This window comes from Nonomuraea monospora (assembly GCF_039531895.1).
Classification (GTDB): Bacteria; Actinomycetota; Actinomycetes; order Streptosporangiales; family Streptosporangiaceae; genus Nonomuraea; species Nonomuraea monospora.
In genome coordinates this window covers 194,496-211,624 of the sequence record NZ_BAAAQX010000008.1, presented here as the reverse complement: position 1 = coordinate 211,624, position 17,129 = coordinate 194,496, and the positions used below count along the sequence as shown (strand labels likewise).

Sequence of the window (17,129 nt, the reverse complement as noted above, 5' to 3'; positions counted from 1 at the left end):
GATGTCGCTGCTGTTCGCCGGGCGGCGCCAGGCCGCCGCCCCCCGCGCGGCGGTCCCGTCCGGCCGGCTGCGGTGGCTGCACCGCAGCCTGACCGGATGGGGGTTCGCGGGGCCCGCCACCGCGCTCGTGGTCGGCCTGTCGATCTTCCCGGCGGTGTGGGCGTTCCTCATCTCCCTGCAGAAGTGGAACGGCATCGCCCCCGCCAAGCCCATCGGCCTGCTGAACTACCAGCTCATGCTGGAGGACCCCGACCTGTTCGCGGCGGTGCGGCACACGATCGTGTTCACGGTGCTGTTCGTGCCGTCGTCGATCTTCCTGGGCATGCTCGTCGCCGTCGCGCTCAACCGGCCGATCAAGCTGGTCGGATTCTACCGTACGTGCATCTTCATCCCGTTCGTCGCGTCGGCGGCGGCGACCGGCATCCTGGCCAGCTTCGTCTTCAACCCCCAGTACGGCGCCGCCAACAGCGTGCTGCGCACGCTGGGCCTGCCGCAGCAGCAGTTCCTGGAGAGCCAGTCGCAGGCGCTGCCGGTGATCTGCCTGATCGCGCTGTGGGGGCAGGTCGGCTTCACCGTGGTCGTATACCTGGCCGCGCTGCAGGACATCCCGAAGGACGTGGTGGAGGCGGCCAGGATGGACGGCGCCAACCGCTGGCAGGTCTTCCGGCACGTCACGCTGCCCGCGCTCGGGCCGGTCACGGTGTTCACCGCCATCTGGCAGACGATCACCGCGTTGCAGCTCTTCGACCTGGTCTTCACCACGACCAGGGGCGGCCCGCTGGGGGCGACGCAGACGATCGTGTACTACGTCTACGTCCAGGCGTTCAAGCTCACCAAGTTCGGCTACGGCTCGGCCGTCGCCTACGGGCTGTTCGCCGCCACCCTGCTCATCACCGTCGGGATGATCGTCTACTCCCGGCGCAGCAAGATCGAGGCCTTCTGATGAGACGTCTGCCGTTCAGCCCCTGGCACCTGCTGCTGATGCCGATCGCCCTGCTGTTCGCGCTGCCGCTGGTGCAGATGGTGCTGACCGCGTTCATGCCGGACGGCGACATCAACCGATTCCCGCCCCGGATCATCCCCAGCCGGCTGCAGCTCGACGGCTTCATCGGCCTGTTCACCGAGTCGCAGGCGCTGCGCTGGCTGCTCAACACCGTCGTGGTGTCCGCGATCGCGGTGCTCTCCCAGCTCGTGCTCTGCTCGATGGCCGGGTACGGCTTCGCCCGGCTGAAGTTCTTCGGCAGGAACGCCGGGTTCCTGATGATCCTGGCGACCATCATGATCCCGACGCAGCTCCTGATGATCCCGACGTACGTGATGTTCACCCGCATCGGCCTGATCGACACCCTGGCGGCGGCGTTCGTTCCGTGGCTGGCGTCGGCGTTCGGCATCTTCCTGATGCGGCAGTTCTTCCTGTCGCTGCCCGGCGAACTGGAGGACGCCGCCCGCATCGACGGGTGCGGCACGTTCGGCGTGTTCTGGCGGGTGGTGCTGCCGCTGGCCAGGCCCGCGCTGGCGACGCTGACCGTGTTCACGCTGCTCGGCTCGTGGAACGACCTGGTCTGGCCGCTGGTCGCGATCAGCGACGAGAGCCTGTACACGATCCAGCTCGGGCTGGCCAACTTCCAGGGCACCCGGCACACGCAGTGGTCGCTGCTCATGGCCGGGAACGTGGTGGCCACGATGCCGCTCATCATCGCCTTCGTGCTGGCGCAGCGGCAGTTCGTGGCGACCATGACGTTCAGCGGGTTGAAGGGCTGAGCCTCACCAGGTGACGTGCAGCGACGTCAGCCCGTACACGACGTTCATGGCGCGGAACGCGGGCGGCGGCGCGGCCTCGCGCAGCCCCGGGAAGCGCTCGAACAGGGCGCCGAAGGCGATCTGCATCTCCATCCTGGCCAGCGGCGCGCCCAGGCAGTGGTGCACGCCGTGGCCGAAGGCCAGGTGCCCCAGGTCGCCGCGGCCCACGTCGAGCCGGTCGGGGTCGGGCACCAGCGCGGGGTCGCGGTTGGCGGCGGGCAGCGCGACCACCACCAGCGCGTCGGCCGGGATGCGCACCCCCGACAGCTCGACCTCGGTCGTGGTGCTCTTGAACGTGCCGTTGTGCACGATGCTGAGCCAGCGCAGCAGCTCCTCCACGGCGGCGGCGATCCGCTCCGGCTCCTTCCTGAGCTGGTCGAGCTGCTCGGGATGGCGCAGCAGGGCCAGCGTGCCGAGGGCGAGCATGTTGGAGGTCGTCTCGTGGCCCGCCACCAGCAGCAGGCTGCCGATGCCGATCAGCTCGGCGGTGGACAGGTCGTCGCCGTGCTCGCGCACCAGCATGCCGAGCAGGTCGTCGCCCGGGTCCGCCTGGGCGCGGCCGACCAGCTCGGCCATGTAGGCGCGGGCGGCCTCGCGGATCGGGGTGCGCTCCTTCAGCGACAGCGACAGGTCCAGCAGCCTCGACGTGCGCTGCTGGAACTCCTCGCGGTCCTCGTACGGCACGCCGAGCAGCTCGCAGATCACCAGGGACGGGATCGGCAGCGCGAACGACGCCACCAGATCGGCCGGCGGCCCCGCCGCTTCCATCGCGTCGAGGTGCCCGGCCACGATGTCCCTGATGCGCGGCTCCAGGCGGCGCATGCGGCGCATGGTGAACTCCGGCGTCAGCATCCGCCGCAGCCGGGTGTGCTCGGGCGGGTCGAAGAGCAGCAGATGGCCCGCCCGCTGCGCCTCCACCTGCTCCCTGGGCATGTCGGGCGCGCCCGGCGGGAGCGGCTGGCGCGCGTTGCTGAACCGCGCCGGGTCGCCGAGCACCTCCCTGACGTCGGAGAACCTGGTCACCATCCACACGTCCGCCCCGAACGGGGTGGCGACGCGCCGCACGCCCTCCTCCTCGCGGACCCGGACCAGCTCGGCGTCCGGGTCGAAGAGGGAGCGGCGCATGTAGAGGGGGAGTGTCGCGGAATCGCTCATGTCGTCTCCCGAGGGGATCTGGGCTGACCGCCATCTGTGATGGTAGGTGCTCGCGCCGTCCTGTGGGCGGCCCGGCGGGGCGAGATCGCCGAGCGGCAGGGCCGAGCACAGGTGCGGGCGCGTCCTGAGGGCGAGCGTCCTGCGAGTGCTGGTGCGGGCGGACGTGGTGCGGGCGAGCGTCCTGAGAGTGGTCCTGCGGAAGGGCGCCGGCGTGTCATTCAGCGCCCCGTCAGGCCGGGGCTCGTCACCCTCGGGTGGCGGCCAGGCCGGCGATGCGGCTCCGCTGCTCGGGGGTGATGTCGGAGGTGGGCATGCGCAGCTCGCCGGTGCCGTGGCCGAGGTGGCGCAGGGCGAGCTTGATGCCCTCGACGGTGCCGCCGAGCGTGTCGAGCACCTCGTCCACGTCGGCCTGCGCGTCCCGTTCCGCGGCGGTGTCGCCGGCGGCCACGGCGTCGGCGAGGCGGGTGAACGGCTCGGGGAAGGCGGCCGACAGCCCCGAGACGACGCCGGTGCCGCCGCCGAGCACCACCGCGGCCAGCCGGGTGTCGGAGCCCGACCAGAGCCGCTTGCCCGGCGGAAGCGCGGCGGCGTACTCGGCGAACCGGTCGGCCGCGCGGCCGCTCAGCTTGGCGCCGGACAGCCCGGTCGCGGCGGCCAGCTCGGCGGGCTCGACGTGCACGCCGGTGCGCTCGCCGAACAGGTAGCCGTACACGGCGGCGGCCGGGCCCGCCGCCCGCACCACCGCGTCGAAGTGCCGCAGCACGGCGCCGGTGTCGGCGGGCAGATAGTACGGGGTCAGCGCCGCCAGCCTGCGTGCCCCGAGCGCGACCGCGTCCTTCGTCAGCGCCACCGACTCGCGGGTGGCGGCGGCCCCCACGTGCACCACCACCCGCCCGGGGCCGAACACCGCCAGCGCCTCCTCCGCGAGCGTGTGCCGCTCGGCCCGTTCCAGGGCGGGGAACTCGCCGGTGGTGCCGCAGACGAAGACGCCGTCCACGCGGGGGGCGAGGGCGGCGAGGTAGGCCTTGGTGGTGGCGAGGTCGAGGTCGCCCGCGTCGTCGAAGAAGGTCGGGACGGCGGCGAGCACCTCGGCGCGCACGACATTTCCGGACATGACACTGCCGGGCACGGCGGTCCCGGACACGGCGGTCCCGGGCACGGCGGTCCCGGGCACGGCGGTCCCGGCCATGGCGGTCCCGGCCATGCCGTTTCCGGGCATGCTGTTTCCGGGCATGGCGGTCTCGGACACGGCGTTTTCGGGCATGGCGTTTTCGGGCATGGCGGGGCCTCGCTGGGGCGGCTCAGGAAGGGAAGGGCCGGTCCGAGTCAGGAGGTCCACTGCGGACCGGCCCGGCCTGGGACGAGGAGCGGTGTCAGAACGCGGGCTGCGGCTGGGGCCGTGGCCGTTCGCTCAGCGTGGCGCGGATGCGGCCGCAGGAGCCGTCGAGGTGCGCCGCGAGGGCGGTCAGCGCCGCGTCCACGTCGCCGGAGCGGACGATCCCGCTCAGGTCGGCGTGGTCCTCTGCGACGGGGATGAGGTCGCGGTCGGTGTTGGTGATCTCCAGCACGGTGGCGAACAGCGGCCGGTGCAACTCCCACGTGGCGGTGAGCCAGCGGTTGGCGCCGAGGACGTAGAAGCCGCTGTGGAAGTCGAGGTCCGCGGCGGCGAACTTGGCGGGGTCGGGGGTGGCCGCGGCGGCGCGCATCTGCTCGATCGCCTGCTCCAGCGGGGTCCAGTCGGCCGCGCCGAGCCGGGCGATGGCCTCGCGGATGGCCAGGCCCTCCAGGGCGCCGCGCAGGGAGTAGAGCTCGACGAGGTCGGTGTGGGACAGGCCGCGGACGAAGACGCCGCGCTTGCGCGTCTCGACCAGCCCTTCGATCTCGAGCTGGCGCAGGGCGTCGCGGACCGGGCCGCGGCTAACCCCGAAGCGCTCCGCGATGCGCCCCTCGACCAGATGGGTGCCGACGATCAGCTCGCCGCGCACGATGAGCGAGCGGAGCTGGGCGAGCAGCTGGTCGCCGAGGGGTGGATGACGCAGCGGATTGGTGATCGTCACCAGCTCTCCTCTTCTCTCCTGTCCTGGACGGAGCCTAACGCGCCGCGTTGCATACGGTCAACGTCAACCGTTGACGGTTAACCGTCTGCCGAGTCATAGTGTGCGACAACTCAATCCCTGCGGGCACGGCAGAAAGGGCGTCGCCATGGTCGCGACCTCTCCCCCACGCACCGACCTCCGCTACACCTGGAAGGTCACGGCCTCCAGCTTCCTCGGCAACACCCTCGAGTACTACGACTTCCTCGTGTACGGCACGGCCGCCGCCGTCGTCTTCCCCAAGGTCTTCTTCCCCGAGGCCGGCGGTTTCGTGGCCACCCTGTCGGCCTTCGGCACGTTCGCGGTCGGCTTCCTGGCCCGGCCGCTGGGCGGGCTGTTCTTCGGCAGCCGCGGCGACCGCCACGGCCGCAAGTCCACCCTGATGGTCACGCTCGTCCTGATGGGGCTGAGCACGATCCTCATCGGCCTGCTGCCCGGCTACGCGACGATCGGGGTCTGGGCGCCGATCCTGCTGGTGGTGCTGCGGCTGGTGCAGGGGTTCGCGGTCGGCGGCGAGTGGGGCGGGTCCATGATCATCGTGCTGGAGTCGGCGCCGCCACACCGGCGCGGCTTCTTCAGCGCCTGGCCCAACACCGGCGGCTTCTCCGCGCAGATCCTCATCACGGGCATCTTCGCCTGGGTCTTCACGCTGCCCGACGAGCAGTTGCTGAGCTGGGGCTGGCGGATCCCGTTCCTGCTGTCGGCCGTGGTGCTCGTGGTGACGTTCTGGATGCGGCGCAGCCTGCACGAGACGCCCGTCTTCACCGAGTCGGTCGCCGCAGGTCAGGAACGTCCCGCGCACGGGCCGATCCGCCGGATCTTCGCCGACGACTGGCGCAACCTGCTGCTCATCGTCGGGCTGCGCTTCGCCGAGGCACTGCCGTACTTCCTGCTGACGGTGTTCGCCCTCTCCTACGGCGCGAGCATCGGGATCGACAAGGGGCAGCTCAACAACGCGATCCTGATCGCCGCCGTGCTCGCCTTCGTCAGCCACGGCGCCTTCGCCGCCCTGTCCGACCGCATCGGGCGGCGGCCCGTCTACTTCTTCGGCGCCGCCGTGGTGTTCGTGATGGCCTTCCCGTTCTTCGCGCTGCTGCACAGCGGGTCGACGGTGCTGATCGTGCTCGGGTACGTGCTGGTGCTGAACGTCGGGCACAACGCCATCAACGCCATCCAGCCCGCCTTCTACGCCGAGCTCTTCCCTGCCGAACGCCGCTACACGGGGGCGGCGGCGGGGCGGGAGATCGCCTCCATCTTCGCCGGCGGGCTGACGCCGTTCATCGCCACGGCGCTGGCGGGGGCGGACGGGGCGCGGTGGCCGCTGGTGGCGGCGTACGTGATGGCAGGGGCGCTGGTGACGATGTTCGCCGTGTACAAGGCGCCGGAGTCGTACCGGCGCGATCTCAGCACCACCGGCGAGTCCGTCCGCTGAGCGGCCGCCTCAGGATCGCGGGCGCCGGGCCCGGCACGAAAGGACCACCCTTCGCGCCGAGCCCGGCTCACGGCTTCAACCCTCCGCTCCGGGCTCGCAGCCGCGACCAGCACCGCTTACCGCCGCGCAGGCCCGACCAGCGCAACATGCTGCCGCGCACGCCGACCCGAGCAACGTGCCGCTGCGCGGGCGCGGGAGGCTCAGCCCTCGGTGGTGAGGCCGCCCAGTGCGACCGGACGGGGCCGCTCGCAGGTGCTTTCGACGTCCACCGCCCGGCCCTCGTGGGCCGAGGCGAGGAGCGACTCCATGACGTCGAGCACGTGGAAGGCCAGTTCCCCGCCCGCCCTAGGCTCACGGTCGTCGGCGAAGTCGATCAGGCCGACGCCCCGGCCCGCGTCGGCGTACCCGGCGGAGACGGGAAGGGTGCGCGGCCCGTCGTCGCCGAGGCGGGTCAGCAGGACGTCGCCGTCGAAATGGTTGGGGTCGGGCACCACGAGGGAGCCCTTCTCGCCGTGCACCTCGATGTTCGGCGACCTGGTGGCCACCGCGTCGAAGCTCATCACCAGCGTGGACAGCGCGCCGGACTCGTGCACGAGAACGCCGGTGACGTGGGTGTCCACGGTGACCGGGATCTCCTCGCCCTGCCGGGGCCCTGAGCCGATGGTGCGCTTGGCGCGCGTGCGGCTGGCCGCGCCGATCACCGTCGCGACGGGCCCGAGCAGCGTCACCAGGCTGCTGACGTAGTACGGGCCCATGTCCAGCAGCGGGCCGCCGCCCGGGACGTAGTAGAAGTCCGGGTTCGGGTGCCAGCGCTCGTGGCCCGGGGTGACCATGGTCGCCGTGGCCGCGACGGGCCGGCCGATCAGGCCGTCGTCGATGGCCTGGCGGGCGGTCTGGGTGCCGGTGCCGAGCACCGTGTCGGGCGCGCAGCCGACCCGTACCCCCGCCGCGCGGGCCGCCTCCAGCACCCGGCGCGCGTCCTCGCCGGTCGCGGCGAGCGGCTTCTCGCAGTAGACGTCTTTGCCGGCCGCGATGGCCTGGAGGGCCACCTCGGCGTGGGCGGCGGGGATGGTCAGGTTGAGTACGGCCTCGACGCGCGGATCGGCCAGGAGCTCCGGCACGCCCAGCACGTCCACGCCCGGATAGGACGCGACGGCCTCGCGGGCCCGCTCCAGGTCGAGGTCGGCGACCGCGACCAGCCGCACCTGCGGCAGCCGTTCGATGGTGCGCAGGTACTGGGCCGAGATGGCCCCGCAACCGACGATGCCGAGGTTCAGCGGCTGGCCCACAACATTCCCCTCTCGATGATGGTGCGCACGCTGTCGTGCTCCAGGACGTCGAGGCTGTGCCCCGGGGTCGCGACGAAGATGCGCCCCTTGCCCCAGCGGCGCGTCCAGATCGCCGGCGAGGTCACCTCCCTGTGCCAGGGGTCCCACGGGCGCACCTTCTGCGTCGTGGTGGCCAGCACGTCGTTGTAGTCGTCGGCCAGCACCCAGTACTGCTCGGTGACGAGGTCGAAGTCGCCGATCCCCTCGGTGATCGGGTGCGCCGCCGCCTCGGGCAGCATGTTGACCGTGTACGGGACGAAGTTGTGCCGTTCGGTGCCCGCGTCCTCGTCGTCGGGGTGCTTGCCGGGGTGGCAGGCGAACTGCCCGCCGATCAGGTGCAGATAGTCGGAGGAGTTGCGGTAGGAGTCGGCGATGCCGCCGTGCCAGCCGGCCATCCCCGTGCCGGCCTCGATCGCCGCCCGCAGGCCCTTGAGCTGGTCCTGCTCGATGCTGCCCATCGTGTAGCACTGCACGATGAGATCGACCCCCGCCATGTACGCGGGGTCCGCGTAGGGCGCCGGGCTGTCCTCCAGCCGCACCTCGAAGCCGTTCTTCTCGAGGAAGGGGACGAAGAGGTCGGTGGCCGCCACCGGGGCGTGTCCCTCCCACCCGCCTCGCACCACGAGGGCCGTACGTCTGTGCTCGCCCGCCATGCAATCGCCAATCACTCGTTGAACCACAAAGAGGCCGTGCGCCACTTAAGTCCCAAAAGAGGCACACATCGCTAATTGTGGCTGAGTGAGGACCAAAACTCCCAGTGCTATTTTCGGGCGCGTTGCCGGCGGGGGTTGAGTCGTGGCGCGCTGCCGCGCGGCGTCAGGTCCTGGTGCGTTGCTGGTGGCGTCGGACCTTGGTGCGGTTGCCGCAGCGGGTCATCGAGCACCAGCGGCGCCTGCCCGCCTGCGACCGGTCCACGAAGCGCAGGGCGCAGCGGTCCGACCCGCACACTCGCACCCGTCCGACCTCGGGTGACAGCAGCAGCTCGGCGGCGTCGCGGGCGACGAGCCCGAGCGCGGCGGCCACGTCGGCGGCCAGCGGCTCCGCCTGCGGCTCCAGCCGGCCGTCCGTGATCACGAGCTGGAGGAGCGGGCGGGGCGCCGCCGCCACCGCCTCGTTGAGGACGTCCACGTCCGCCGGGGCGGGCAGGCGGCCCTCGGACGCGCCCAGCACCGCCCGGTCGATCGCCTCCCGCAGCAGCCAGGCCGAACGCAACGCGGCGTCGGACGGGACGGCGAGGCGCGCGTCGGGGGCGACCAGTCCGGCGCCGTCCAGCCATCGCGCCAGGTCGTCCGGCTGTTCGAGGGTCTCCCTGGGGACGTCCCAGCGGTCGCGCAGGGTGTTGACGAAGTCGAGGCACACCCGCCCGCCGTCCCGGATCCACGCGTCGTTCGCTGCCATGTCCCCATTTTCCCGGTAATGTCGCTAACCCTATGAAGAGGTTAAGGAAGGAAGGCCCATGAACACCACAGGGGTGGCCTCCGTCGGCGGGATCCGCCTGCACTACACGCGCGCCGGCTCGGGCCCGCTCGTGGTCCTGCTGCACGGCTGGCCGCAGACGAGCCTGTGCTGGGAGCCGGTGCTCGGACGCCTCGCCGCCGGGCACACGGTGGTGGCTCCCGATCTGCGCGGGTACGGGCTCAGCGACAAGCCCGCGACCGGCTACGACAAGCGGCGGATGGCCGCCGACCTGGCGGAGCTGATCGGCTCGCTCGGCTTCGAACGCGCGTCGGTCGTCGGGCACGACCGGGGGGCGCGGGTGGCGCACCGGTGGGCGCTGGACCGTCCTGACCAGGTGGAGCGGCTCGCCGTGCTGGACATCGTGCCGACCAGGGAGATGTTCCGCCGCCTTGACGCGTCGGTCGGGTCGGCCTACTGGCACTGGCTGTTCCACCTGCAGCCCGATCTTCCCGAGCGGCTGGTGGGGCGGGATGTGCGCGGGTACCTGGAGTACTTCTTCGAGCGGTGGACGTACAACCGGCACGGGTTGCCGGCCGAGGCGGTGGACGCGTACGTGCGGGCGTTCTCGCGGCCGGGGGCGTTGCGGGCGGGGTTCGACGACTACCGGGCGCATGAGGAGGATCTCGCGCTGGACGACTCGGACGCGGCTGCCGGGCGGCGGCTGACGATGCCGGTGCTGGCGTTGTGGGGGTCGGCCGGGTTGCCCGCCCGGTTGCCCACGTTGGAGATCTGGCGTGAGTACGCCGAGGATGTGCGGGGCTTCGAGATCGCGGAGTGCGGGCACTTCATCGCGGAGGAGCGGCCGGACGCGCTGGTCGCCCACCTGCGCGACTTCCTGCCCGGCGGCGCCTCCCTCACCTGACACCCCCGCGCCCGCCCTGGCGTGCATGGCAGGGCGGGCACGGCGGGCACACGCACGCGGCACGGCGGGCGCAGCGTGCGAGGCCGGGATGGCGAGCGTCGCACGGAGGCAGGCGTTGGGCGGGGGCGGGCGTCAGGCGGAGGCGGGCGTTTCAGGAGGTGGTGGCGGTTAGGGGGTGGTGAGGGCGCGGCGGGCGTAGGCGCGGACGTCGGCATCCGTGTCGTCGAGCACCGCCCGCAACGCCCCCGCCACCTCCGCGCTCCCCGCCCAGGCCCCCAGCGCCACCACCGCCGCCTTGCGCACATCCAGGTTGGCATCCGCCAACGCCCCCACCAGCGGCCCCACGGCGACGGCGGGGTCGGCGGCGGCCAGGCAGCGCGCCGCGCCCACCCGCACCTCCCAGGCCGCATCCGACAGCCCCTCCAGGGCCGGCGACACGAGCGGATCCCCCGTGGCGGCCGACGACTCCAGGGCGGCGGCCCTGACGAGCAGGTCGGGGTCGGCGGCGAGCACGGCGAGGGCGGGCGACGGTTTGCCGATGAGGCCGAGCCCCTTGGCCGCCCACACCCGCACCTCCCGCGACGGGTCCGAGGCCGCGTCCGCCACCTCGGTGACCGCGTCGAGCGAGACCAGGCCCCTGATGGCCGCGATCCGCACCCGGTGGTCGGCGTCGGAGAGCCCGGAGCGGAACAGCCCGACCGTTCCCAGGCGCAACGCGCGCAGCACGTCCAGGACGGCCGCCCGTACGGTGGCGTCGCCGCTGGACAGCCGGGCGGCGAGCGCGTCGCCGAGCGCGGCGGTGGCGGGCAGCACCTCGACCAGCTCGACCAGCCCCGTGGCGGCGGCGCGCCGTACGGTGCCGTGGGCGTCGTCGAGGGCCGCCGCGAGCGCGAGGTCCGTGCCCGGGGGGACGGTCTCGGTGAGCGTGGCGATGGCGGCGCGGCGCACCTTGGGGTCGGGGTCGGCGAGGTAGGGGGCCAGGTCGGTGACGGCGGGCTGCTGCTCGGCGAGCCGGTGCAGCTCCAGGATGCGCGGCGAGCGTCCGACGGCGGTCCGCGCGCCCCGCCCGCCGGTGGCGCCCCTGGCGGCGGCGGACGCCTGGGGGCCGCGCGTGCCCAGCACCACCGGCTCGGCGGCGACGGGCGTGAACTCCTCGACCGGCACCAGGTACGGCTCCACCGGCCGCTTGACGAACTCCATCGCCCCGTCGGCGCGCTTGCGCAGGTTGAGGTGGAACAGCCACTCGGAGTCGTCGCGCCCCGGCAGGTCGGCCCGCTCGTGGTAGAGCCCCCACCGGCTCTCGGTGCGGGCCAGCGAGGAGCGCGCGGCCATCTCGGCGCAGTCGCGGATGAAGTCCACCTCGGCGCAGCGCATCAGCTCGTGCGGCGTGCGCGCGCCCATGGCGGCGATCTCCTCCCGCATGCGTTCGAACGACTCCAGCGCGATCTCCAGCTTGGCCCCCGTCTTCGGCGGCGCGACGTAGTCGTTGACGAAGCGGCGCAGCTTGTACTCGACCTGCGGCTGCGGCGGCCCCTCCGGGTGGCGCAGGGGCCGGTAGACCAGCTCGTGGGCGGCGGCGATCTGGTCCTCGGGCAGCGCGTCCGGCTCCCGGTGGTGGGCGGCGGCGTGCGCGCCGGCGAGGTCGCCGAAGACGAACGCGCCGATCATGTAGTTGTGCGGCACGCAGGCCAGGTCGCCCGCCGCGTACAGGCCGGGGACGGTGGTCGCGCCGTTCTCGTCCACCCACACGCCGGAGGCCGAGTGGCCGCCGCACAGGCCGATCTCCGAGATGTGCATCTCGACGTCGTGGGTGCGGTAGTCGTGGCCGCGCCCGGCGTGGAACGTGCCACGGGTGGGGCGTTCCGTGGTGTGCAGGATGTTCTCGATGGCGGTGACGGTCTCGTCGGGCAGGTGGGAGAGCTTGAGGTAGATGGGGCCGCGGGCGGATCCGATCTCGGCGGACACCTCGGCCATCATCTGCCCCGACCAGTAGTCGGAGTCGACGAACCGCTCGCCCTTGTTGTTGACCTGGTAGCCGCCGAACGGGTTGGCGACGTAGGCGCAGGCGGGGCCGTTGTAGTCCTTGATCAGCGGGTTGATCTGGAAGCATTCGATGCCGCTGAGCTCGGCGCCGGCGTGGTAGGCCATGGCGTAGCCGTCGCCGGCGTTCGTCGGGTTCTCGTAGGTGCCGTACAGGTAGCCGGAGGCGGGCAGGCCGAGCCGGCCGCACGCGCCGGTCGCGAGGATCACGGCGCCGGCCGAGACGGTGACGAACCTGCCCGAACGGGAGTCGAAGCCGGCCACGCCGACCGCCCGGCCGCCGGAGGTGAGCACCCTGACGGGCATGACCCGGTTCTCGATGCGGACCTTCTCGCGGATGTGGCGCTGCCGCAGCACCCGGTAGAGGACCTTCTTGACGTCCTTGCCCTCCGGCATGGGCAGCACGTAGCTGCCGGAGCGGTGCACGCGGCGCACCGCGTACTCGCCGTGCTCGTCCTTCTCGAACTTCACGCCGTAGCGCTCCAGGCGGCGGACCATGTCGTGGCCCCTGGTCGCGGTCTGGTGGATGGTCTTCTGGTTGACGATGCCGTCGTTGGCGCGGGTGATCTCGGCGACGTAGTCCTCGGGCGTGGCCTTGCCGGGGATGACGGCGTTGTTGACGCCGTCCATGCCCATGGCCAGCGCGCCGCTGTGCCGCACGTGCGCCTTCTCCAGCAGCAGCACGCGCGCACCCTGCTCGGCCGCCGTGATGGCGGCCATCGTGCCGGCGGTGCCGCCTCCGACGACGAGCACCTCACACTCCAGGCGCAGGGCGTCCTCGATCGCGGGGATGTCCATTCTTCACAGCTCCTTGAGGATCTTCGCGCGCAGCTCGGCGCGGTCGGCGGCGGGGTCGCGGGGGCCTGGCACCTCGATGGTGGTGCGGACGCCGCCGGAGCCGAGCACCACCACGCGGTCGGCGAGCAGCAGCGCCTCGTCCACGTCGTGGGTGACGAAGACGATCGTCGCCCGGGTGTCGCGCAGCACGTCGAGCAGCAGGGCCTGCATGCCGGCGCGGGTCTGGGCGTCGAGCGCGCCGAACGGCTCGTCCATGAGCACCGCGCGGGGCGCGCCCGCCAGGGCGCGGGCGAGCTGCACGCGCTGCCGCATGCCGCCGGACAGCTCTCGGGGCAGCCGGTCCTCGTGCCCTTCGAGGCCGACGCGGGCCAGCCACTCCTCGGCGACGGTCCTGCGCTCGCCCCTGGGCAGGCCGCGGATACGCAGCGGCAGCTCGACGTTGCGCCGCACGGTGCGCCAGGGCAGCAGCCCGTCGTCCTGGAAGACCATCGCCCGCTCGCGTGAGGTGCCGGTGACCTCCTCGTCGCCGGCCAGGACCCGGCCGCCGTGCGGGGTCAGCAGCCCGGCCAGCGCGCGCAGCAGCGTTGACTTGCCCGACCCGGACGCGCCGACGATCACCAGCACCTCGCCGGGCCGTACCGTCAGATCGACCTCCCGCAGCACGGGGCCGCGCGCGTAGCCGAGCGACAGGGAGTCCAGGGTGATGCCGAGCGTCACGACGTCTCCTCCGCCCTGGGCAGCCAGCGCGTCACGCGGCGCCCGGCCAGCTCGACGGCGGCCGAGGTGAGCCACCCGAGCAGGCCGATCGTGATCATGCCGACGATGACGGCGGGGTAGTCGACGATCGTGTACGACATCCACGTCCGGTAGCCGACCCCGAACTCGCCCGAGATCATCTCCGCCGAGATGACGCAGATCCACGACACGCCCATGCCGACCGACAGGCCGCCGAACACGCCGGGCAGGATCCCCGGCAGCACCACGTTCGCCAGCACGTGACGACGGCCGCCGCCGAGCGTCCTGACGGCGTCCTCCCACAGCGTGGGCAGGGCGCGGACGGCATGCCGGGTGCTGACCAGGATCGGGAAGAACGCGGCGGCGAACGTGATGAACACGATGCCCTGCTCGTCCGTCGGGAACAGCAGGATGGCGACCGGCACCAGCGCGATCGCGGGGATGGGGCGGACGGCCTCGAACAGCGGCGTCAGCACGTCCCCGGCCCTGGCGGACCTGGCGACCAGCACGCCCGCCGCCACCCCCGCCACGGCGGCCAGCCCGAAACCGGTGAGGATCCTGATCAGGCTCTGCAGCAGGTCCAGCCAGTAGAGCTGGGTGGTGACGCGGCTCGCGGCGCTGGCGCCGATCTCGCCCAGGGTGGGCAGCCGGTCGAAGCGCAGCCACAGGTGGGCGTCGGTGACGGTGAGCACCTGCCACAGCCCGGCTGCGGCCAGCAGCGACGCGGCCCTGACGAGCCGCCGCCGCGCCTTCGCGCCGCTCCTGGCGCGCCGCCGCCCCGCCACGGAGGACGCGGCGGCCGGGACGCCCGCTTGGGCGCCGGGCTGGACGCCCGCTTGGACGCCCGCTTGGACGTCGGCTCGGACGCCCGCTTGGAGGCCCGGTTGGACGCCCGGTTGGACGTCGGGTTGGACGTCGGGTTGGACATCGGGTTGGACATCGGCTTGGACGGCGGGCACGTGTGGATCGGCGGTCCGGGCGTCGGCGGTCATCGCTCGTCACCCCCTTCGGCTGCCGTCTTGAGCGCGTCCGCGTAGCTGACGGGCTCGGCCTTCGGGTGCTCCTCGCGGTAGGCGTCTGCGCCGTCCTGGGTGGTGAAGGGCAGCAGGCTCCCGCCGGGCCCCTTGAGCCAGACCGACTGGTCGGCGAACCACCTGGTGCCGGTCACGGTGTCGGGCACGTACGCCGCCCGCACCTTGCCCTGGGCCGCGGCGACCTGGCGCAGCAGGCAGGCGGGCGTGGCGGCGGGCCTGGTGGTGTTCTCGCCGGACAGCCACAGCTCTGAGGCGGTCGCCGGGTCGGTGACGGGCTCGCCGCAGGCGGCGTCGGTGCCGGTGGTCGCGGCGGGGTTCGCGGTCGAGGCGAGGTCCTGGTCGTAGGCGGCGCCGTACGCCTTGCGCAGGTAGCCGTCGTTGACGAACGCCTTGACGTCCACGCCGGAGAAGTCGGGGCTGATCTGCTTGAGGTAGGCGACGTCGCGCTCGTGCGCCTTGAGCAGCGGCTCCTTCAGGGTGAGGTCGAAGGTGGAGATGCCGTTCCTGCCGTTGTAGAGGTAGACGACCTCGGCGGGCAGCCCGGTGTCCTTGGCCACCGACTCGGCGGCTTCCAGGGGGTGTTCGTGCAGGTAGCGGGTGGCGTCCTGCTGGGCCTTGAGGAAGGCGTCCACGACCTCGGGGTGCTCCTTGGCGTACGCCTGCCGCGTCACGACCCCGTGGAAGGTCGGCACGTCCAGGGCCGACCCGTCGTAGATCAGGCGGCCCTTGCCCTGGAAGGCCAGCAGGCCGGGCCAGGCCACGAACTGGGCGTAGCCCTGCACGCCGCCGGACTCGAGCTGCGCCGCGCCGATGGCGGGCTGGTGGTTGACCACCTCGGCGGTGATCTTCGCCCGTTCCATCGCCTGCACCAGGGTGCCGTGGCCGGCCGAGCCGACGCTGGCGGAGATCTTGGCGCCGGCCAGGTCGGCCAGCGTGCGTGCCTTGGCGGCGGGCGGGACGAGCACCATGTTGAGCCCGCCGCGCAGGTTGTAGCCGGTGATGGAGATCAGCTCGGTGCGGGCGGCCGGGATCGCCTGCGTCCTGGCCGCGTTGATGAGCAGCGGGTAGTCGCCCATCGAGCCGATGTCGATCTTCCCGGCCACCATCTTGGCGGTGATGGGGGCGCCGGTCTCGTAGTCCTGCCACTCGACGGTGTACTTGTCGCCGAGCCGTTTCTCCAGGTAGCCCAGCGAGCGCAGCAGCGTGCCCGCCGTGACGGTGTTGATGGTCTTGGACTGGTAGCCTACGACGAGCTTGATCTTCCCCTCGCCGCCGTCCGCCGCCCCCGAGACCGAGCAGGCCGTCGCCGCCAGCAGCAGGGCGAGGGCCGTCAGAGTTCTCCGCGTTCTCCGCATCGGGCGTTCCTTCATCGCAGCAGGTAGGGGATGTTGATGGTGACCGCGTCGACCGGGCAGCGGGCCGCGCAGGGGCCGCAGTACCAGCACTCGTCCACGTGCATGTACGCCTTGCCGGTCTCGTCGCTGATCGCCAGCGAGTCGAGCGGGCACGCCTCCACGCACAGCGTGCACCCGTCGATGCACAGGGATTCGTCGATCGTCACGGGGACTTCGACCCGCTGCTCGATCAGGGCCATGCGTGCTCCTCCTTCTCGGTACGTCGCAGGTGGCCGCGCATCGTCAGCCGGTCCCCCCTGAAACGGATGAACTCCAGGTCCACCGGCCTGCCGTCGGCCAGGTGCGTCAGCCGTTCGACCATCAGCAGCGCGGCGCCGCGCGGCGTGCCGAGGGCGGCGGCGGTGTGCGGGTCGGCGTTGACGGCCTCCAGGGTCAGCTCGGCCATGCCGAGGGGCTGCCCGGTGATCGTCTCCAGCAGGACGAAGATGTCGTTGCCCGCCAGGTCCTCGTCGAACAGCGGCTCGCCGACCTCGCGCACCAGGTAGGTCAGGTCGAGCGAGAGCGGCAGGCCGTTGAGGCTGCGCAGCCGTTCGAGGTAGACGACCTGCTCGCCGGGCGGCAGCCCGAGCCGGTGGCTGACCGGGGCGGGCGGCTCGATGAGGGTCATCGTGCGGACCTGGTTGACGACCTGCCCGTGCTCGTGCAGGGTCTCGGCCAGGCCGAGCAGGCGGTGCAGGCCGTGCGGGTACTTCTCGGCCGCCACGGTGGTGCCCACGCCGGGGCACCGCTCGACCAGCCCCTCCTCGCGCAGCAGGTCCAGGGCCTGGCGCACGGTGTTGCGCGAGGTGTCGAACTCGCGCGCCAGCGCCGCCTCCAGCGGGAGCTGCCCGCCGGGGAAGCCGCCGTGGATGATCTGTCTTCTCAGCAGGTCGGCGACCTGCCGGGCACGATCCGCCCGGCGCCGCCGATCGTCGAGGGCCACCCGTTCCATGCCTTCAACCTACTAAATGAGTAGGAATAAGGGGATAACGGGGAGGTT

Annotated in this window: 16 protein-coding genes; 4 read left to right on the top strand and 12 right to left on the bottom strand. The window is 72.3% G+C overall.

Annotated elements, in window-relative coordinates:
- Position 1 precedes the first annotated feature (1 nt).
- Both ABD331_RS18090 and ABD331_RS18085 read left to right on the top strand, forming a co-directional pair.
- The gene (locus tag ABD331_RS18090; RefSeq protein ID WP_344476103.1) at positions 2-943 is read left to right on the top strand and encodes a carbohydrate ABC transporter permease; all 942 of its coding nucleotides are present in this window, start codon (positions 2-4) and stop codon (positions 941-943) included.
- Positions 943-1,761, top strand: coding sequence for a carbohydrate ABC transporter permease (locus tag ABD331_RS18085; protein ID WP_344476101.1), 819 nt, complete (start codon positions 943-945; stop codon positions 1,759-1,761). Before ABD331_RS18090 ends, ABD331_RS18085 begins: the two co-directional genes overlap by 1 nt.
- Positions 1,762-1,764: 3 nt before the next feature.
- On the opposite strand, the gene ABD331_RS18080 is transcribed toward ABD331_RS18085, so the two are convergent.
- The 3 genes from ABD331_RS18080 to ABD331_RS18070 form a co-directional block, all read right to left on the bottom strand.
- On the bottom strand, positions 1,765-2,955 hold the full coding sequence (locus tag ABD331_RS18080) for a cytochrome P450 (protein WP_344476099.1): 1,191 nt from the start codon (positions 2,953-2,955) through the stop codon (positions 1,765-1,767).
- Positions 2,956-3,199: 244 nt separating this feature from the next.
- Positions 3,200-4,234, bottom strand: a complete 1,035-nt coding sequence (locus tag ABD331_RS18075) for a dihydrodipicolinate synthase family protein (protein WP_344476097.1) — start codon at positions 4,232-4,234, stop codon at positions 3,200-3,202.
- A 94-nt stretch (positions 4,235-4,328) separates the two neighbouring features.
- Positions 4,329-5,012 (bottom strand): GntR family transcriptional regulator, encoded by a 684-nt coding sequence (locus ABD331_RS18070; protein WP_344476096.1) that lies wholly within the window; start codon positions 5,010-5,012, stop codon positions 4,329-4,331.
- A gap of 145 nt (positions 5,013-5,157) precedes the next feature.
- Between ABD331_RS18070 and ABD331_RS18065 the strand changes: the two genes are divergently transcribed.
- The gene (locus ABD331_RS18065) at positions 5,158-6,480 is read left to right on the top strand and encodes an MFS transporter (protein WP_344476094.1); all 1,323 of its coding nucleotides are present in this window, start codon (positions 5,158-5,160) and stop codon (positions 6,478-6,480) included.
- Between the two features lie 200 nt (positions 6,481-6,680).
- Here ABD331_RS18065 and ABD331_RS18060 read toward each other — a convergent pair whose 3' ends face one another.
- The 3 genes from ABD331_RS18060 to ABD331_RS18050 form a co-directional block, all read right to left on the bottom strand.
- On the bottom strand, positions 6,681-7,769 hold the full coding sequence (locus ABD331_RS18060) for a Gfo/Idh/MocA family protein (protein ID WP_344476093.1): 1,089 nt from the start codon (positions 7,767-7,769) through the stop codon (positions 6,681-6,683).
- On the bottom strand, positions 7,754-8,461 hold the full coding sequence (locus ABD331_RS18055) for a ThuA domain-containing protein (protein WP_344476092.1): 708 nt from the start codon (positions 8,459-8,461) through the stop codon (positions 7,754-7,756). Before ABD331_RS18055 ends, ABD331_RS18060 begins: the two co-directional genes overlap by 16 nt.
- Positions 8,462-8,624: 163 nt before the next feature.
- Positions 8,625-9,206: a CGNR zinc finger domain-containing protein gene (locus ABD331_RS18050; RefSeq protein ID WP_344476090.1), complete on the bottom strand. Its 582-nt coding sequence runs from the start codon at positions 9,204-9,206 to the stop codon at positions 8,625-8,627.
- Positions 9,207-9,264: 58 nt separating this feature from the next.
- Here ABD331_RS18050 and ABD331_RS18045 point away from each other — a divergent pair, with 58 nt between their 5' ends.
- Positions 9,265-10,128, top strand: a complete 864-nt coding sequence (locus ABD331_RS18045; protein ID WP_344476088.1) for an alpha/beta fold hydrolase — start codon at positions 9,265-9,267, stop codon at positions 10,126-10,128.
- A 168-nt stretch (positions 10,129-10,296) separates the two neighbouring features.
- On the opposite strand, the gene ABD331_RS18040 is transcribed toward ABD331_RS18045, so the two are convergent.
- The 6 genes from ABD331_RS18040 to ABD331_RS18015 are packed head-to-tail and all read right to left on the bottom strand — an operon-like array spanning position 10,297 to position 17,081.
- Positions 10,297-12,966 carry a fumarate reductase/succinate dehydrogenase flavoprotein subunit gene (locus tag ABD331_RS18040; protein WP_344476086.1) on the bottom strand — a complete coding sequence of 890 codons (2,670 nt, stop codon included), beginning with the start codon at positions 12,964-12,966 and terminating at the stop codon, positions 10,297-10,299.
- Between the two features lie 3 nt (positions 12,967-12,969).
- Positions 12,970-13,683 (bottom strand): ABC transporter ATP-binding protein, encoded by a 714-nt coding sequence (locus tag ABD331_RS18035; RefSeq protein ID WP_344476084.1) that lies wholly within the window; start codon positions 13,681-13,683, stop codon positions 12,970-12,972.
- Positions 13,680-14,693 carry an ABC transporter permease gene (locus ABD331_RS18030; protein ID WP_344476082.1) on the bottom strand — a complete coding sequence of 338 codons (1,014 nt, stop codon included), beginning with the start codon at positions 14,691-14,693 and terminating at the stop codon, positions 13,680-13,682. The genes ABD331_RS18035 and ABD331_RS18030 overlap by 4 nt, the downstream gene beginning before the upstream one ends.
- The gene (locus ABD331_RS18025; RefSeq protein ID WP_344476080.1) at positions 14,690-16,090 is read right to left on the bottom strand and encodes an ABC transporter substrate-binding protein; all 1,401 of its coding nucleotides are present in this window, start codon (positions 16,088-16,090) and stop codon (positions 14,690-14,692) included. The genes ABD331_RS18030 and ABD331_RS18025 overlap by 4 nt, the downstream gene beginning before the upstream one ends.
- Positions 16,091-16,101: 11 nt before the next feature.
- Positions 16,102-16,329, bottom strand: a complete 228-nt coding sequence (locus tag ABD331_RS18020; protein ID WP_148440852.1) for a 4Fe-4S dicluster domain-containing protein — start codon at positions 16,327-16,329, stop codon at positions 16,102-16,104.
- Positions 16,320-17,081, bottom strand: a complete 762-nt coding sequence (locus ABD331_RS18015; RefSeq protein ID WP_344476075.1) for a GntR family transcriptional regulator — start codon at positions 17,079-17,081, stop codon at positions 16,320-16,322. Before ABD331_RS18015 ends, ABD331_RS18020 begins: the two co-directional genes overlap by 10 nt.
- Positions 17,082-17,129 lie beyond the last annotated feature (48 nt).

What these genes read in the sequence shown, in the direction of transcription:
- ABD331_RS18065 (WP_344476094.1), top strand. Translation starts at nt 5,158, where the DNA reads ATGGTCGCGACCTCTCCCCCACGCACCGACCTCCGCTACACCTGGAAG.
- ABD331_RS18040 (WP_344476086.1), bottom strand. Translation starts at nt 12,966, where the DNA reads ATGGACATCCCCGCGATCGAGGACGCCCTGCGCCTGGAGTGTGAGGTG.
- ABD331_RS18050 (WP_344476090.1), bottom strand. Translation starts at nt 9,206, where the DNA reads ATGGCAGCGAACGACGCGTGGATCCGGGACGGCGGGCGGGTGTGCCTC.
- ABD331_RS18085 (WP_344476101.1), top strand. Translation starts at nt 943, where the DNA reads ATGAGACGTCTGCCGTTCAGCCCCTGGCACCTGCTGCTGATGCCGATC.
- ABD331_RS18020 (WP_148440852.1), bottom strand. Translation starts at nt 16,329, where the DNA reads ATGGCCCTGATCGAGCAGCGGGTCGAAGTCCCCGTGACGATCGACGAA.
- ABD331_RS18030 (WP_344476082.1), bottom strand. Translation starts at nt 14,693, where the DNA reads ATGACCGCCGACGCCCGGACCGCCGATCCACACGTGCCCGCCGTCCAA.
- ABD331_RS18025 (WP_344476080.1), bottom strand. Translation starts at nt 16,090, where the DNA reads ATGCGGAGAACGCGGAGAACTCTGACGGCCCTCGCCCTGCTGCTGGCG.
- ABD331_RS18015 (WP_344476075.1), bottom strand. Translation starts at nt 17,081, where the DNA reads ATGGAACGGGTGGCCCTCGACGATCGGCGGCGCCGGGCGGATCGTGCC.
- ABD331_RS18075 (WP_344476097.1), bottom strand. Translation starts at nt 4,234, where the DNA reads ATGCCCGAAAACGCCATGCCCGAAAACGCCGTGTCCGAGACCGCCATG.
- ABD331_RS18055 (WP_344476092.1), bottom strand. Translation starts at nt 8,461, where the DNA reads ATGGCGGGCGAGCACAGACGTACGGCCCTCGTGGTGCGAGGCGGGTGG.
- ABD331_RS18090 (WP_344476103.1), top strand. Translation starts at nt 2, where the DNA reads ATGTCGCTGCTGTTCGCCGGGCGGCGCCAGGCCGCCGCCCCCCGCGCG.
- ABD331_RS18045 (WP_344476088.1), top strand. Translation starts at nt 9,265, where the DNA reads ATGAACACCACAGGGGTGGCCTCCGTCGGCGGGATCCGCCTGCACTAC.
- ABD331_RS18080 (WP_344476099.1), bottom strand. Translation starts at nt 2,955, where the DNA reads ATGAGCGATTCCGCGACACTCCCCCTCTACATGCGCCGCTCCCTCTTC.